Below are 14,120 nucleotides of genomic sequence, written 5' to 3'. Positions count from 1 at the left end.
CGTTCCCAGATCCCTCCCTCACGCAGCGCATGACGCACCAGGTCGGCGTCCTTGAGCAGGGTGACTTTCGTCACGGATTCCGGCAGTCTGGCCAACGGCCGCTCCAGAAAACCCTCCAGGTCCCGGCCCACCCAGATCACTACCTGGGCCGCCTGCAGGTGCCGCATGTCCGAAGGACGCAGGGCGTAGTCATGGGGCGAGGCCCCGCCGGGTACCAGCAGCACCGGCTCGGCCACGCCCTCCATGACCCCGCTGACCAGATTGTGGATCGGGGGTATGCTGACCACGACCCGAGGGGTTGCCTGCAGCGACAGGGGCAGTAGCAGGACCAGGGCCGCAAGGCCCGCAAGCAATCGGCGGTTGCGCATGATGAATGGACTCCTCGGCTGATGTGGTTATGTAATACTATAACAATCCTTTTGATATTTTCTCTGCGCCGGATCCGGTTGCCATGTTCCGTCTTTCCAGTTTGAGCAGATCCCGTGATGATCTCCGCCCTGTCGATGGCGCCTTGCTGGCCGCCCGACAGGTGGCACTGACGGCGGGTGGACGGCGGATTCTGGACGGCGTGGACATGATGGTTCAACCGGGCCGGATCGTCACCCTCATCGGTCCCAATGGTGCCGGCAAGACCTCCCTGCTCAAGGTGTTGCTGGGGCTGGTGTCACCCTCCAGCGGCCGGGTCCTGCGTCGCCCCGGACTGCGTATCGGGTACATGCCCCAGCGTATCCAGGTGGATGAGATCCTGCCCATCACGGTACGCCGGTTTCTGGGGCTGGGAGGACGTTTCGACAGGGACAGCCTGGCCCGGGTGTTGCGGGAAGTGGGCTGTGACCATCTGCTGGAGCAGCCCGTTCAGTCGGTTTCCGGCGGGGAGATGCAGCGCATCCTGCTGGCCCGCGCGTTGCTGCGGGAACCTCACCTTCTGGTGCTGGATGAGCCCGCCCAGGGGGTCGATGTGACCGGGCAGGGGGAGGTGTTCCAGCTCATCGCCCGCCTGCGGGACCGTTATGGGTGCGGGGTGCTGATGGTGTCCCATGAACTGCATCTGGTCATGGCTGCCGCCGATTCGGTGATCTGTCTGAATCAGCATGTGTGCTGTACCGGCAAACCGGACGTGGTGAGCCGCGATCCCGCCTATCTCAAACTGTTCGGCAAGACCATGCCGGCGGGAATGGCCCTGTACACCCATCACCATGACCATCGTCATGATCTGCATGGCGACGTGGTGGAATTCGACGGGCCGCCCGGGTGTGATTGCCACGGGCCCGGGGAGCACGAACACCATGGATGATTTCATTGTCCGGGCCCTGATCGGCGGCATGGCCGTAGCCGTGGTGGCGGGGCCGCTGGGCTCCTTCGTGGTCTGGCGCCGGATGGCCTACTTCGGCGATACCCTTGCCCATTCCGCCCTGCTGGGGGTGGCGCTGGGTTTTCTCATCGGTCTGAACGTGAATTTGACCGTGATCATCCTCTGTGTAGCCCTGGCGTTGGTGCTCATGCTGTTGCAGCGACAGCGGCGGCTGGCCACGGACACCGTGCTGGGGATCCTGGCCCACAGCAGCCTGTCCCTGGGGCTGGTGGCGGTGGCCTTTCTGGAAGGGGTCCGGATCGATCTGATGGCCTACCTGTTCGGCGATATCCTGGCCGTGTCCCATGAGGACCTGATAGGGATCTTCATCGGTGGTGCACTGGCCCTGGGGATGCTGGCGGCCTTGTGGCGCCCCCTGCTGGCGATGACCGTGCATGAGGATCTGGCCCGGGTGGAAGGGGTGAGGGTGACTCTGGTGAGCATGGGCTTCATGCTGCTCATGGCCCTGGTCATTGCCGTGGCCATGAAGGTGGTGGGCATCCTGCTGATCACTTCGCTGATGATCATCCCCGCGGCGGCGGCGCGGCGGCTGTCGTCCACACCGGAGCAGATGGCCCTGTTCGCCGCCCTGATCGGTTGTCTGGCCGTGGCCGGCGGACTGTGGGGTTCTCTGACCTGGGATACCCCCGCCGGGCCGTCCATCGTGGTGGCGGCGGCGCTGCTGTTTGCCGTGATCTTCAGTCTGCCGGGGATTGCCCTGCTGCGTCGGCTCCGTACTCCGTCGTAGCCGGCTAGGGGCGGCGCTCCAGGGTCAGGAAGGTGTAGGGATAGGGGTTTTTGTCGTCGGCATCATGGGCTTCCCGGGCCACCTCCTGCCAAGTCTCATTGAGCTGGGCCAGGAAGGTGTCGCCTTCGAATTCATGTTCGATCACCGTCAGATGCATCCGTCGACACAGCGGCAGTAGATGCCGGAACAGGTCCGCCCCGCCGATGACGAAGATCTCCTCCACCGGCCCGGCGGCCGCCAGGGCCTGTTCCAGGTCATGGACCACCGTGCAGCCGGGGGCCTCGAAGTCCGTATCCCGGGTCATCACCAGGCTGTGCCGCCCCGGCAGCGCCCGACCGATGGATTCGAAGGTCTTGCGTCCCATGAGCATGCACCCGCCCATGGTCAGACGCTTGAAGTGGGCAAGATCCGCCGGCAGGTGCCAGGGCAGGCGATTGTCGGCGCCGATGAGCCGGTTGCGGTCCATGGCGACCACGGCGGTGAGCAGTGGTTGGGAGTCGGTCATATGGACACCGGGGCCTTGATGTGGGGATGGGCCTGGTAATCCAGCAGGGTGAAGTCCTCGTAACGGAAGTCGAACAGGGATTTCACTGCCGGGTTCAGCACCATCCGGGGCAGGGGGTGGGGTTCGCGGGCAAGCTGCTCCCGGGCCTGTTCCAGGTGGTTCAGGTACAGGTGCACGTCGCCGAAGGTATGGATGAACTCTCCCGGCTCCAGGTCCGTGACCTGGGCCACCATGAGGGTGAGCAGGGCGTAAGAGGCGATGTTGAACGGCACTCCCAGGAAGATGTCGGCGCTGCGCTGATAGAGCTGGCAGGAGAGCCTGCCGTCGGCCACATAGAACTGGAACAGACAATGGCAGGGGGCCAGGGCCATGCGCCCGGCACGGACATTGTCCTGGGGGGAGACCCCTTCATCCGGCAGGTCGGCCACGTTCCAGGCGCTCACGATCAGGCGCCGGGAGTCGGGGCGGGTCCGGATCTGTTCCACCAGCCGGCTGATCTGGTCCACATGGCCGCCGTCGGGCAGGGGCCAGGACCGCCACTGCCGGCCGTAGACCGGTCCCAGATCGCCGTCTTCCGTAGCCCACTCATCCCAGATACGTACCCCGTTGGCCTGCAGATAGGCGGTGGCAGTGTGCCCTTTGAGGAACCAGAGCAGTTCATGAATGATGGACTTCAGATGCAGCTTCTTGGTGGTCACCAGGGGGAAGCCCCGGGCCAGATCGAAGCGCATCTGGTGGCCGAACACGGAACGGGTGCCGGTGCCGGTGCGGTCGGATTTCTCCGTGCCCTGTTCCAGCAGGTGTTGCAGGAGCTGAAGATAACTATGCATGGCGTGCTTTCTCCTGCCGCCGGGCCCAGGCCAGCATGAGGACACCGGCCAGAATCATGGGCAGGGTGAGGAGCTGGCCCAGGGTGAGCCAGCCGAAGGCAAGATAGCCGATATGGGCATCGGGCAGGCGCCAGAATTCCACCAGGAAACGGAACACCCCGTAACCCGCCAGGAACAGGCCGGAGACCGCCCCCACCGGGCGCCAGCGCCGGGAGAAGAACCACAGGATCAGGAACAGGGCCAGGCCCTCCAGGGCCGCCTGGTAGAGCTGGGTGGGGTGACGGGGCAGCATGTCCGCGGCCGGGAAGATCATGCCCCAGGGCATCTCCGTGGGCTTGCCCCAGAGTTCGCCGTTGATCCAGTTGCCGATGCGTCCGGCCCCCAGGCCGATAGGGATGAGGGGCGCGACGAAGTCGGTGAGCTGCAAAAAGCGGCAGCCCAGCTTGCGGGCATAGAGCCAGCAGGTGACCAGCACCCCGATCAGGCCGCCGTGGAAGCTCATGCCGCCTTCCCAGAGCCGGATCAGCATCAACGGATCGCCGGCCAGGGCGTCCAGGTTGTAGAACAGGACATAGCCCAGCCGCCCCCCCACGATGACACCGATGACGCCGTAGAAGAGCAGGTCGGAGACCTGCTCCCGGTTCAGGGGGCTCCAGGGGCGGCCGGCCCGCAGCCAGCCCAGGGCCCAGAAGGCGGCAAAGCCCAGCAGGTACATGAGGCCGTACCAGTGGATCTGCAGGGGCCCCAGGCTCAGGGCGACGGGATCAATGAAAGGATGTGTGGGAGTCATCCCCTGATTCTAACCTACGCTACTGCCCGGTGCAGCGACAGAGAATCGCCTTGAGGTAGGCCGTCTCCGGCATGGCCGGGTGGATGGGATGGTCGCCGGCCTGGCCGCCGCGGGCCAGGATCTGCATCTGCCGGTCCACGTGGCGGGCGGCGGCGTAGACCTGTTTTTCCAGCGACTCCGCCGCCATGTGCTGGGAACAGGAACAGGCGATGAGAAAGCCGTCCCGGGCCAGCACCTGCAGGGCCATCTGATTGATGCGCCGGTAGGCGGTGGTGCCTTCTTTCAGATCCTTGCGGCGCTTGATGAAGGCCGGCGGATCGACAATGATCAGATCAAACCGTGCCCGTTCCTCCCGCAGCTGACGCAGCACCTCGAAGGCATCCCCCGCCAGGGTCTGCACCCGTTCTTCCACCTGATTCAGGCGGGCATTGGCTTCCACCTGGGCCAGGGCATCGGCGGAGGCGTCTACGCAGGTGACGTGTTCCGCCCCATGGACGGCCGCCTGGATCCCCCAGCCTCCTGCATAGCTGAACAGGTCCAGTACCCGAGCCCCGGTGGCGAGGCGCCGTAGCCAGGCCCGGTTGTCCCGCTGGTCATAGAACCACCCGGTCTTCTGGCCCGCCAGCAGGGGGACCCGGAAACGAGTGCCGTTTTCGGTGATCTCCACGGTCTCAGGGATGGGGCCGGTGGCCGGCTGCACATAGAGGCCCAGGCCTTCCAGACTGCGCACCGGACTGTCGTTGCGCCAGAGCACGGCGCTGGGGCGCAGGACCTTCTCGAAGGCATTCAGCAGGGCATCCTGCAGGCGCTCCATGCCGGCGGTGGTGATCTGGGCCACCAGCACGTCGCCGTAGCGGTCCACCACCAGGCCCGGCAGGCCGTCGCTCTCGCCATGGACCAGTCGGTAGAAGGGTTCATCGAACAGCCGCTCCCGCAGGGACAGGGCCACCTTGAGCCGGTGGACCAGCAGGGAAGGGCCGAAGGGGTGATCCGCGTCCCGGGTCACCAGTCGGGCGCAGATGAGGGAATTGGGATTGGCGTAGCCCGTCCCCAGGGTGCGGCCCCGGCTGTCCTGGATCGTCACCGGCTGTCCCGGTTCCAGGGGGCGGATGGGCGTGGCCTCCACGTCCACCTCATTGCTGAAGATCCAGGCGTGGCCGGCCAGCAGGCGCCGTTCTTCGTTTTTCTTGAGGCGCAGGGGGACGTAGTCGAGGGTTTCCATGGGAGGCTCCGGCAAAACGCCCATTATAGCCGTTGTCCGCGTGCATCACGCCGCTGCCCTGGGTCACGTAATCGTCACGACGTCTTCACATCCCTGAAAGGCGCGCTCCCTAGCATGGCCCCATGACGATGGATAATGACAAGGCCATGCAGACCGCCGACACGCCCGCAGCCGATGACTGGAATGTCCCGCGCCCCGGCTTGAGTGTGTCCCTGGCCACCTGTGATGATGACGTGCTGGCATCCCAGCGTCTGCGTTATCAGATCTTTGCCCGGGAAATGGGGGCCACCCTGCCCGCGGCGGCGGCCCTGCTGGGGCTGGACCATGATCGCTACGACCGCTACTGCCATCACCTGCTGGTCCGTGACGGCCACACCGGGGCCGTGGTGGCCTATACCCGCATCCTCAAGGACACCGAGGCCCGCCTCGCCGGCGGCTTTTATTCTCAGAACGAGTTCGAACTGGACGGCCTGGATCGTCTGCCCGGGCGGATCATGGAAATCGGCCGCACCTGCGTTCATCCCGACTATCGCAGTGGTACGGCCATCGCCGTGCTCTGGTCCGGACTGGGGCGGTTCATGGCCACCCATCGCATCCGGTATCTGATCGGTTGCGCCAGTATCGGACTCCATGATGGCGGGCATCAGGCCCACGCCATCATGGAAAGGCTCAAGGGCCGTCACCCGGACCCGGAAACCTTGCTGGTTCGGTCCCGCCTGCCGTTACCTCGGCAGGTGGCGGGATGCGAGGGCGCCGTGATCATGCCGCCCCTGCTCAAGGCCTATCTGCGTCTGGGCGCGCGGATCGGTGCCGAGCCCTGCTGGGATCCGGACTTCAACGTGGCGGACGTGTTCATTTTTCTGGACGAAGGGCTTGTGCCCGCGCGCTACCGGCGGCATTTTCTGCGGACACCCTTATCCGCGGATTGTCATGAAAGCCATCAGATGCATTTATAGGTTGATCCCGTTGATCCTCCATCTGTTCATCGCCGTGATCCTGACCCTGCTGCTGGGGCGGCCCAACGAGGCCGGGATGCCCGATCAGCGGTTCCGGCGTGCCATCCAGTGGTGGTACCGGGTTTTCTGCCGTCTTTTTGGTGTCCGTATTCAGGTGCGTGGTCAGCCGTCCACCGGACCTGTCCTGTCCGTCTCCAACCATGTTTCATGGCTGGATATCCCGGTCCTGGGGGCCTATGCCCCGGTGGGCTTCCTGTCCAAGTCCGAGGTGCGGCGCTGGCCCTTGATCGGCTGGCTGTCCGGCCGCAACGGCACCCTGTTCATCCATCGCGGGGTCTCGGGTGCCGCCTCCCATGTCTCCGATCAGATGGCCGAACATCTGGGCCGCGGCCACTCGGTGCACGTGTTTCCCGAAGGGACGACCACCCCGGGCAAGGAGGTACGACGTTTTCATCCCCGCTTGTTCCAGGCCGCCCAGAGCGCGGGCTGCCCGGTACAGCCGGTGTCCATCCGCTACCTGCCCCCGGCGGATCATGCGGCGGCCTTCGTGGATAACCAGCATTTCCTCACCCATGCCCTGCGCCTGCTGGCCATGCCGCGGGTGGACGTGGCGCTCAGTTTCATGCCGCCGATCCCTGTCGATGGTACGGATCGTCGCGGGTTGTCCCGGGCGGCCGAAGCGGCCGTCAGGGAGGCGTTCCATGACGGCCTCCCGCCCCCTCTCGAAGGAGATTCTCCCTCATGAACGCCGCCGGGCGCGCCTCATCCCTGAACTGGGACCGGATTTTCACCCAGGGGTCCCATGCCGATGGCGATGAGGCGCCCCGGCTGCATATCGCCGTGGTGACCGAAACCTATCCTCCGGAGATCAACGGCGTTGCCCATACCCTGCATCACATGGTGCAGGGCATGCTGGCGCGAGGGCATCAGGTCCATCTCATTCGTCCCCGCCAGTACCGCGGGGATGTCGGTGGTGAACAGGGACCGTTGCGGGAACAGGCGACGGCCGGTCTTCCCGTCCCGGGCTACAAGGGATTGCATTTTGGACTACCGGCCCGGGGTGCGATCCTGGATGTCTGGCACGAGCATCCGCCCGACGTGATCTATGTGGCCACGGAAGGCCCCCTGGGGGGGTCCGCAGTGGCCGCCGCCAGGCACCTCAAGATCCCGGTGATCAGCGGTTTTCATACCAATTTTCACAGCTACAGCCGGTACTACGGGGTGGGGTTTCTGGAGCCTGCCATCGGTCATTTTCTCCGCCGCTTCCATAACCGGACCCGCTGCACCCTGGTGCCGACCGAGTCCTTGCGCACCCAGTTGACGGCGCAGGGATACCGGAATTGCAAAGTACTGGCCCGGGGGGTGGATACGGCACTTTTCAATCCCACCCGGCGGGACCCTGCGCTGCGTCGGGACTGGGGGCTGGAAGACGCCGATCCCGCGGTGATCCATGTGGGGCGTCTGGCGGCGGAGAAGAATCTGTCCCTGGCGGTGGAGGCCTTCCGGGCCATGCAGTCCCACCAGCCCCGGGCCCGCTTCATCCTGGTGGGGGACGGCCCCGAGGCCGCGGAACTGCGGCGCCTGCACCCGGACCTGATCCTGGTGGGCACCCGGACCGGGGAAGATCTGGCCCGTCACTATGCCAGTGGTGACATCTTTTTGTTTCCCTCCACCTCTGACACCTTCGGCAACGTGGTCCTGGAGGCCATGGCCTCGGGGCTGGCGGTGGTGGCTTTTGATTATGCAGCGCCGCGGGAGCATCTGCGCCACGGTGAGAGCGGACTGCTGCCGCCCCTCAATGACCGGGACCGGTTCGTCGGTCTGGCACGGGAACTGATCACCGATCCCGCACGGATCCGGGGCCTGGGCGAACAGGCCCGAGTCGTGGCCGAGTCGGTGGACTGGCGCTGCATCCATGATCGGCTGGAAGCGCTGTTTTTCGAGTGTGCTCAAGAGAGGTCAACATGGGACTGATTCAGCGAGTGACGGACGCGGAGATTCCGGTCTGCCTGGTCTTCAACCGCATGGGGCATCGGCGGCTTATCAACCGGGTATTTGCGGTGGTCAGCCGGCTGGGGGACGGGGTCTTCTGGTACACCCTGATGCTCTGCCTGCCCCTGATCCACGGCATGCAGGCCCTCCATGTGAGCCTGCACATGGCCCTGGTGGGGCTTTTGTGCCTGCCTATCTACAAGATCCTGAAGGCAACCACAGGGCGGGATCGGCCCTTCCGGCACAGCCGCGACATCAGCCTGAACGTGGCGCCGCTGGACCGGTTCAGCTTTCCTTCCGGCCATACCCTGCATGCGGTGGCCTTCACCGTGGTACTGCTGGCCTGGTTACCGGTCTGGGCCTGGCTGGTGCTGCCCTTCACCCTGATGGTGGCCCTGTCCCGTCTGGTGCTGGGGTTGCATTATCCCACCGATGTGCTGGCCGGTGCCGCCATCGGCGCTGCCGTGGCCCTGGGCAGTCTGTGGTGGATGGGGGGTGTGGTGCCCCTGTAGCCCGCGATGGGTCAGGTGATCGGCGAGTGCGTCCGATGGGTCCGGCAGTCCTGCTGGACAATCTCCGGCGTGAGGGTATCCAGACGGGCCAGGGTCATTTGGCCGCCCCAGACGCAGCCGGTGTCCAAGGTGAGGACCTGTTGTTCGTAACGACAGCCGATGGTGGACCAGTGGCCCACCACCAGCCTCAGGTCGGTACTGGCCCGGCCCGGTACCTGGAACCAGGGCAGCAGACCGGCTGGTTGGGTGCCCGGGGCGCCCTTGTGATCCATATCCAGCGCGCCGTCCCGGGTGCAGTAGCGCAGGCGGGTGAAACAGTTGGTGATGAAACGCAGGCGGGACCAGCCGGACAGGGCCGGGTCCCAGCGGGCGGGCTGGTCACCGTACATCCGCTGTAACAGGGTACGGTAGTCGGGGCCTTGCAGCACCTGGTGCAGTTCGTCGGCGCAAGCCAGGGCCGTGGCCAGGTCCCACTGGGGGGGCAGTCCGGCATGGACCATGGTCCAGCCGGCCGCAGCGTCATGGTGCAGGATCGGCCGCCGCCGCAGCCAGTTCATGAGTTCTTCTCGATCGGGGCTGTCGAGGATGGGCTGGACGGTGTCCCGGCGCCGGGGTTTGTGCAGTCCGGCGTGGATGGCCAGCAGGTGCAGGTCGTGGTTGCCCAGCACCGTCTCCGCCGCTTTCCCCAGATCCCGTACGAACCGCAGGCAGCCCAGGGAATCCGGCCCCCGGTTGACCAGATCCCCCACCAGCCACAGCCGATCCCGGGCCGGGTCGAATCGCACCCGGTCCAGGAGCCGTTTCAGCGGGTCAAGACAGCCTTGCAGGTCGCCGACGGCATACAGTGCCATGCAGCGGGGTCAGGCCTTCTTTTCCAGCAGGATGTGACGGAACCAGCCGCGCAGCATCGCCGGACTGTCTTCCAGCAGGGTCAGGTCGGTGCGCTTTTTCATCAGGTTCTCGAACACCACGTCGGTGCGGGTGGCCAGGAACTGGGACACCAGGCCCAGCAGACGGCGGAAGGGAGCGCTTTCACCGGGCTTGAGGAACTTGTCCAGGATCAGGATCCGGCCACCGGGCTTGAGCACGCGGGTGGCTTCGGTCAGCGCCTTGCCGGCATTGGGGACGACCGCCAGGATATTGTGCATGACCACCACGTCGAACTGGGCATCCTCGTAGGGCAGGGCCATGGCGTTGCCCTCATGCAGCTCGATGCCCAGGTTCAGGGACTGGGCGCGTTCGGTCGCCTTCTTGAGCATGGCCGGGGTCAGGTCCACGCCGGTGTAATGGGCGCCCTGGGGCAGGAAGGGAAAATCCAGCCCGGTGCCCACGCCCACCAGCAGGATGGATCGACCTTCCACGTCGCCCAAACGCTCCAGGCTGTGCTGTCTGATGCCTGTTGAAGGTTTTTCAATCAGTCGATCGTAGATGGGTGCCCAGAGGGTGTAAGGGATGCGCATGAGGTTAGCCCGTGGTTGTGGATGAGTCTTACAGGGTTATTTTCCAGTGCTCACGATTGTAATCAGTGACCAAGCCCCTGTCTAAAGTAGGGGTTTGCAGGCTTGACCCAGGTCGGATTTATTCAGTGCAGCACCCTGGGCACGGACAGGGTGAAGGTGGGAATGACGGCCTCGAACCGGGTGCCGTCGTCGGCGACCATCCGGTAGGTGCCGTGCATGGTGCCCACCGGGGTCTCGATCATGGCGCCGCTGGTGTACTGAAAACCCTGGCCGGGGTTGAGGTGGGGTTGTTCGCCTACGACCCCTTCGCCCCGCACCTCCTGCACCTTGCCGTTGGAGTCGTGGATGATCCAGTGGCGGTTGAGGAGCTTGGCGCCCTGGGTGCCCAGGTTGCGCAGGGTGATCGTGTAAGCAAACACGAAGCGGCCGTGCATGGGGTCGGACTGGGATTCCACGTAACTGCAGTTGACCTCGACCTGGATGTGGTGGTCGCTGCTTTCCGGCATGGGGTTGTCTCCGGTGGCCTGGAAGGGGCGCCTGGCAAGAAACGGTATCTTGCCGGATTCCCGTGGGAAGTTGTAGCCCGGAGCGGGTCTTAGCCGCGGTCTTGGGTGATCTGCAGGGCGGCCAGGCGGGCGGCACCCAGTAGTCCCGACCGGGGATCGGTGATGACCTGAACCGACATCCGCTCCAGCAGGTGGGTCATGGGCGGTTTGTGGCAAAAGGCCGTCATGAAGCCCCCGGCATCCAGCAGAGGCAGGATGCGCGGCGCGATACCGCCGCCAATATAGACCCCGCCGAAGGGCAGACAGCCCAGGGCCAGATCACCCGTCTGCCCCCCATAGAGGCTGCAGAACAGGGACAGGGTCTCCACGGCCAGGGGATCGCTGCCCGCCAGGGCGAGCCGGGTGAGTTCGGGGGCCGGGTCCGGTTGCGTCATGGCCTCGGCCAGGACCTTGCCCGGCCTTTGAGGGCCTTCGCTGATGAGGAAACGGGCAATGCGGTTAATCCCTCGGCCACTGAGCAGGTGCTCCCGGCTGCAGCGCCCTTCCTGCCGTGTGACGGCGGCCCACAGGCGGGACTGGCGGGCATCGGCGGGTGCCAGCTCGCCGTGACCCGCCTCGGTGGGTATGAGCCGCCCGGACCGGCCGGGACAGACGATGCACACCCCAAGGCCGGTTCCCGCCCCCACCACCAGGCGCACTCCGTCCGGATCCCTGTCCGCTTGCTGCAGTCCATGCAGGCTGTCGGCGGGCAGGTCGTCCAGGCTGTGGGCGATGCCCTCGAAGTCGTTGACCAGGGTGACCCGGGGCAGGCCCAGGTCCCGGGCCAATTGCCGGGAGTCCAGTTGCCAGGGCAGGTTGGTGAGGCGGGCCTGCTGGCCGTCATCCCGGCGGGCGACCGGGCCGGCCAGGGCGAAGGCGGCGCTGATCGGTACGCCGGTACCCTGATCCGCCAGGAAGGTCCGGACCATGGGCGCCAGTCCGGGGTAGTCGGCACTGGTGTAGCGCCGGATCTCCCCGGGGATCAGCCGGCCGTCTTCCACTTTGGCCAGCATGAGCAGGGTCTTGGTGCCTCCGATATCTCCCGCCAGAACGTCCACGATCGTCTCCTTGGGAATGCCGTGAGTCAGTTATGAACCCGTCGTTCCCGCGAAGGCGGGAATCCAGTTACGTACTGAAACCCCTGGGCTCCCGCCTTCGCGGGAGTGACGGAAAGGGACTGCCAAAATGCCTCTTCCGTGTCTTTCAGGAGTTTCAGGCTATGGTTCCTCAGGCCGCCAGGCGGCGGCGCTTGTCTTCCAGGCCCTGGATCAGGTGGGCGAAGGCGTCGGCAAAAGCCTGAACGCCCTCGGCCTCCAGACGGTCGGTGACGCTCTCCAGGTCGATACCCAGATCGGGCAGACCCTGGATCAGGGCGCGGGCCTGTTCCTGTCCTTCGCTCAGGGTCTGGGCCGGGGTGCCGTGATCCCGGAAGGCGTCATAGGTAGCCGGCGGCAGGGTGTTCACCGTTTCCGGGCCGATCAGCGAGTCCACGTAGAGCACATCGCTGTAATCCGGGTTCTTGGTGCCGGTGCTGGCCCACAGCAGCCGCTGGGGCTGGGCCCCGGCCCGAACCAGACGCTGCCAGCGTTCGCTGCCGCAGACCTGCTGGAAATGGGCATAGGCCAGCCTGGCATTGGCAATGGCCAGCAGGCCCTGCATGTGTTCCACCGGGCGGCCCTCGCGGATACGCTCTTCCAGGAGCGTGTCCAGGGCGGTATCCACCCGGCTGACGAAGAAGCTGGCCACCGAGGCAATGGAGGCCACGGGTTCGCCCCGCTCCAGGCGAGTCTCCAGGCCCTTGAGGAAGGACTCCAGCACCGCCTGATAGCGGGTGACGGAGAACAGCAGGGTGACGTTGACATTGACGCCGGCGGCAGTGAGCTGCTCGATGGCGGCCAGGCCGGGCAAGGTGCCGGGTACCTTGATCATGAGATTGGGACGATCCAGCCGGGCATGCAGCTCCAGGGCTTCGCGCACGGTGCTCTCGGCGTCGAAGGCCAGCTCCGGAGAGACTTCCAGGCTGACGAAGCCGTCACGCCCCCCGGTGCGCCGGTAGGTCTCGGCAAAGGCATCGGCGGCGGCCTGCAGGTCGCGGATGGCAAGCTGGTAGAACAGGCCTTTGGTGGTCAGGTCCGGAGACTGCGCCAGACATTCCCGGATTGCGGTGTCATAGAGGTCGCTGCCGGTGATGGCCTTATCGAAAATGGCGGGGTTGGAGGTCAGGCCGCCCAGGCCGTCCTCCCGGATCAGGCGATCCAGTTCCCCGGAGGCCATGAGGTCACTGCGGATATAGTCGTACCAGACGCTCTGGCCCAATTCTCTCAAGCGAAGCAGCGGATTGTGTTCTGCCATTGTGTCCTCGCCGATGGCGGAAAAAATACATTGTAACCCCACATGGGGACCGGCTTAAGTATGGGTCTCGGCCACCTGATTGGCCAGACGGACGAACTCTTCCACTGACAGGGTTTCCGGGCGTCGGGCGGGGTCGATGTCCACCGCCGTCATGGCGGTGGGATCCGCCAGGCCCTGCAGGGCGTTGCGCAGGGTCTTGCGCCGGCGGGTGAAGCCCTGGTGGACCAGGGCGGCAAACAGGGCTTCGTCCCGGGCCGGGTAGGGCAGGGTATCCCAGGGCATCAGCCTGACCACGGCGGAATCAACCCGCGGCGGGGGGCGGAAGGCCCCCGGGCCGACATGGAACAGGGATTCGGTCCGGCAGCGATACTGCACCATGATCCCCAGCCGCCCGTATTCGGCCGTGCCGGGACGGGCAGTCAGCCGATCCACCACCTCCTTTTGCAGCAGGAAGTGCATGTCCTGGATGCCGTCGGCCCACTTCAGCAGGTGAAAGATCAGGGGCGTGGAGATGTTGTAGGGCAGGTTGCCGATCACCCGCAGCTTGCGGCCGGTGGGCACCGGCACTGCGCCGACATCGAACTTCAGGGCATCGGCGGCGTGCACGATGAGCTCACCGGCATCGGCATACTCCGTTTGCAGACGGGGAATCAGATCCCGGTCCAGTTCCACCACATGCAGTTGCCGACAGCGTTCCAGCACGGGTCGGGTGATGGCGCCCGTGCCGGGACCGATCTCCAGCAAGGTCTGCCCCGGACAGGGATCGATGGCCCCGACGATGCGCCGGATGACACCGGGGTCATGCAGGAAATGCTGGCCGAAACGTTTTCTGGGGGCGTGTTCCACTGGGCGCGGGG

Annotated in this window: 17 protein-coding genes; 6 read left to right on the top strand and 11 right to left on the bottom strand. The window is 65.5% G+C overall.

The window, feature by feature from the left end; genetic code table 11:
• The coding region (locus tag LQ952_RS03935) for a metal ABC transporter solute-binding protein, Zn/Mn family (protein ID WP_238621357.1) at nucleotides 1–368 on the bottom strand (368 nt) is incomplete at its 3' end.
• An 83-nt stretch (nucleotides 369–451) separates the two neighbouring features.
• Here LQ952_RS03935 and znuC point away from each other — a divergent pair.
• Nucleotides 452–1,294: a zinc ABC transporter ATP-binding protein ZnuC gene (gene znuC / locus LQ952_RS03930; RefSeq protein WP_238621356.1), complete on the top strand. Its 843-nt coding sequence runs from the start codon at nucleotides 452–454 to the stop codon at nucleotides 1,292–1,294.
• Entirely contained in the window at nucleotides 1,287–2,099 is an 813-nt protein-coding gene (gene znuB / locus LQ952_RS03925; protein WP_238621355.1) for a zinc ABC transporter permease subunit ZnuB, read from the top strand. The genes znuC and znuB overlap by 8 nt, the downstream gene beginning before the upstream one ends.
• A gap of 4 nt (nucleotides 2,100–2,103) precedes the next feature.
• On the opposite strand, the gene LQ952_RS03920 is transcribed toward znuB, so the two are convergent.
• The 4 genes from LQ952_RS03920 to LQ952_RS03905 are packed head-to-tail and all read right to left on the bottom strand — an operon-like array spanning nucleotide 2,104 to nucleotide 5,446.
• Nucleotides 2,104–2,604, bottom strand: coding sequence for a dihydrofolate reductase (locus LQ952_RS03920; RefSeq protein ID WP_274521502.1), 501 nt, complete (start codon nucleotides 2,602–2,604; stop codon nucleotides 2,104–2,106).
• Entirely contained in the window at nucleotides 2,601–3,434 is an 834-nt protein-coding gene (locus LQ952_RS03915) for a thymidylate synthase (protein ID WP_238621354.1), read from the bottom strand. Before LQ952_RS03915 ends, LQ952_RS03920 begins: the two co-directional genes overlap by 4 nt.
• Complete coding sequence (gene lgt, locus LQ952_RS03910) at nucleotides 3,427–4,224, bottom strand: prolipoprotein diacylglyceryl transferase (protein ID WP_238621353.1); 798 nt, start codon at nucleotides 4,222–4,224, stop codon at nucleotides 3,427–3,429. The genes LQ952_RS03915 and lgt overlap by 8 nt, the downstream gene beginning before the upstream one ends.
• Before the next feature lie 19 nt (nucleotides 4,225–4,243).
• Entirely contained in the window at nucleotides 4,244–5,446 is a 1,203-nt protein-coding gene (locus LQ952_RS03905) for a class I SAM-dependent rRNA methyltransferase (protein ID WP_238621352.1), read from the bottom strand.
• A 146-nt stretch (nucleotides 5,447–5,592) separates the two neighbouring features.
• On the opposite strand from LQ952_RS03905, the gene LQ952_RS03900 reads away from it, so the two are divergent.
• The 4 genes from LQ952_RS03900 to LQ952_RS03885 are packed head-to-tail and all read left to right on the top strand — an operon-like array spanning nucleotide 5,593 to nucleotide 8,906.
• A complete protein-coding gene (locus LQ952_RS03900) occupies nucleotides 5,593–6,402 on the top strand; it encodes a GNAT family N-acetyltransferase (RefSeq protein WP_430733387.1) in 810 nt (269 codons plus the stop codon).
• Nucleotides 6,377–7,147 (top strand): lysophospholipid acyltransferase family protein, encoded by a 771-nt coding sequence (locus LQ952_RS03895; protein ID WP_238621350.1) that lies wholly within the window; start codon nucleotides 6,377–6,379, stop codon nucleotides 7,145–7,147. Before LQ952_RS03900 ends, LQ952_RS03895 begins: the two co-directional genes overlap by 26 nt.
• The gene (locus LQ952_RS03890) at nucleotides 7,144–8,376 is read left to right on the top strand and encodes a glycosyltransferase family 4 protein (RefSeq protein ID WP_238621349.1); all 1,233 of its coding nucleotides are present in this window, start codon (nucleotides 7,144–7,146) and stop codon (nucleotides 8,374–8,376) included. The genes LQ952_RS03895 and LQ952_RS03890 overlap by 4 nt, the downstream gene beginning before the upstream one ends.
• Nucleotides 8,367–8,906, top strand: a complete 540-nt coding sequence (locus LQ952_RS03885) for a phosphatase PAP2 family protein (RefSeq protein ID WP_238621348.1) — start codon at nucleotides 8,367–8,369, stop codon at nucleotides 8,904–8,906. Before LQ952_RS03890 ends, LQ952_RS03885 begins: the two co-directional genes overlap by 10 nt.
• Nucleotides 8,907–8,917: 11 nt before the next feature.
• Here LQ952_RS03885 and LQ952_RS03880 read toward each other — a convergent pair whose 3' ends face one another.
• The 6 genes from LQ952_RS03880 to rsmA form a co-directional block, all read right to left on the bottom strand.
• On the bottom strand, nucleotides 8,918–9,757 hold the full coding sequence (locus LQ952_RS03880) for a symmetrical bis(5'-nucleosyl)-tetraphosphatase (RefSeq protein ID WP_238621347.1): 840 nt from the start codon (nucleotides 9,755–9,757) through the stop codon (nucleotides 8,918–8,920).
• 9 nt (nucleotides 9,758–9,766) lie between these two features.
• Nucleotides 9,767–10,366, bottom strand: coding sequence for a class I SAM-dependent methyltransferase (locus LQ952_RS03875; RefSeq protein WP_238621346.1), 600 nt, complete (start codon nucleotides 10,364–10,366; stop codon nucleotides 9,767–9,769).
• Between the two features lie 122 nt (nucleotides 10,367–10,488).
• Nucleotides 10,489–10,872, bottom strand: coding sequence for a Co2+/Mg2+ efflux protein ApaG (gene apaG, locus LQ952_RS03870; protein ID WP_238621345.1), 384 nt, complete (start codon nucleotides 10,870–10,872; stop codon nucleotides 10,489–10,491).
• Nucleotides 10,873–10,961: 89 nt separating this feature from the next.
• The gene (gene glk / locus LQ952_RS03865) at nucleotides 10,962–11,969 is read right to left on the bottom strand and encodes a glucokinase (protein ID WP_238621344.1); all 1,008 of its coding nucleotides are present in this window, start codon (nucleotides 11,967–11,969) and stop codon (nucleotides 10,962–10,964) included.
• A 169-nt stretch (nucleotides 11,970–12,138) separates the two neighbouring features.
• Entirely contained in the window at nucleotides 12,139–13,263 is a 1,125-nt protein-coding gene (gene tal, locus LQ952_RS03860; RefSeq protein WP_238621343.1) for a transaldolase, read from the bottom strand.
• A 54-nt stretch (nucleotides 13,264–13,317) separates the two neighbouring features.
• Nucleotides 13,318–14,109, bottom strand: coding sequence for a 16S rRNA (adenine(1518)-N(6)/adenine(1519)-N(6))-dimethyltransferase RsmA (gene rsmA / locus LQ952_RS03855; protein WP_238621342.1), 792 nt, complete (start codon nucleotides 14,107–14,109; stop codon nucleotides 13,318–13,320).
• Nucleotides 14,110–14,120: the final 11 nt, after the last annotated feature.

Origin of the sequence: Ectothiorhodospira lacustris, assembly GCF_022227785.1 — a bacterium.
Taxonomy (GTDB): domain Bacteria; phylum Pseudomonadota; class Gammaproteobacteria; order Ectothiorhodospirales; family Ectothiorhodospiraceae; genus Ectothiorhodospira; species Ectothiorhodospira lacustris.
This window is presented reverse-complemented; position numbering and strand designations above follow the sequence as displayed.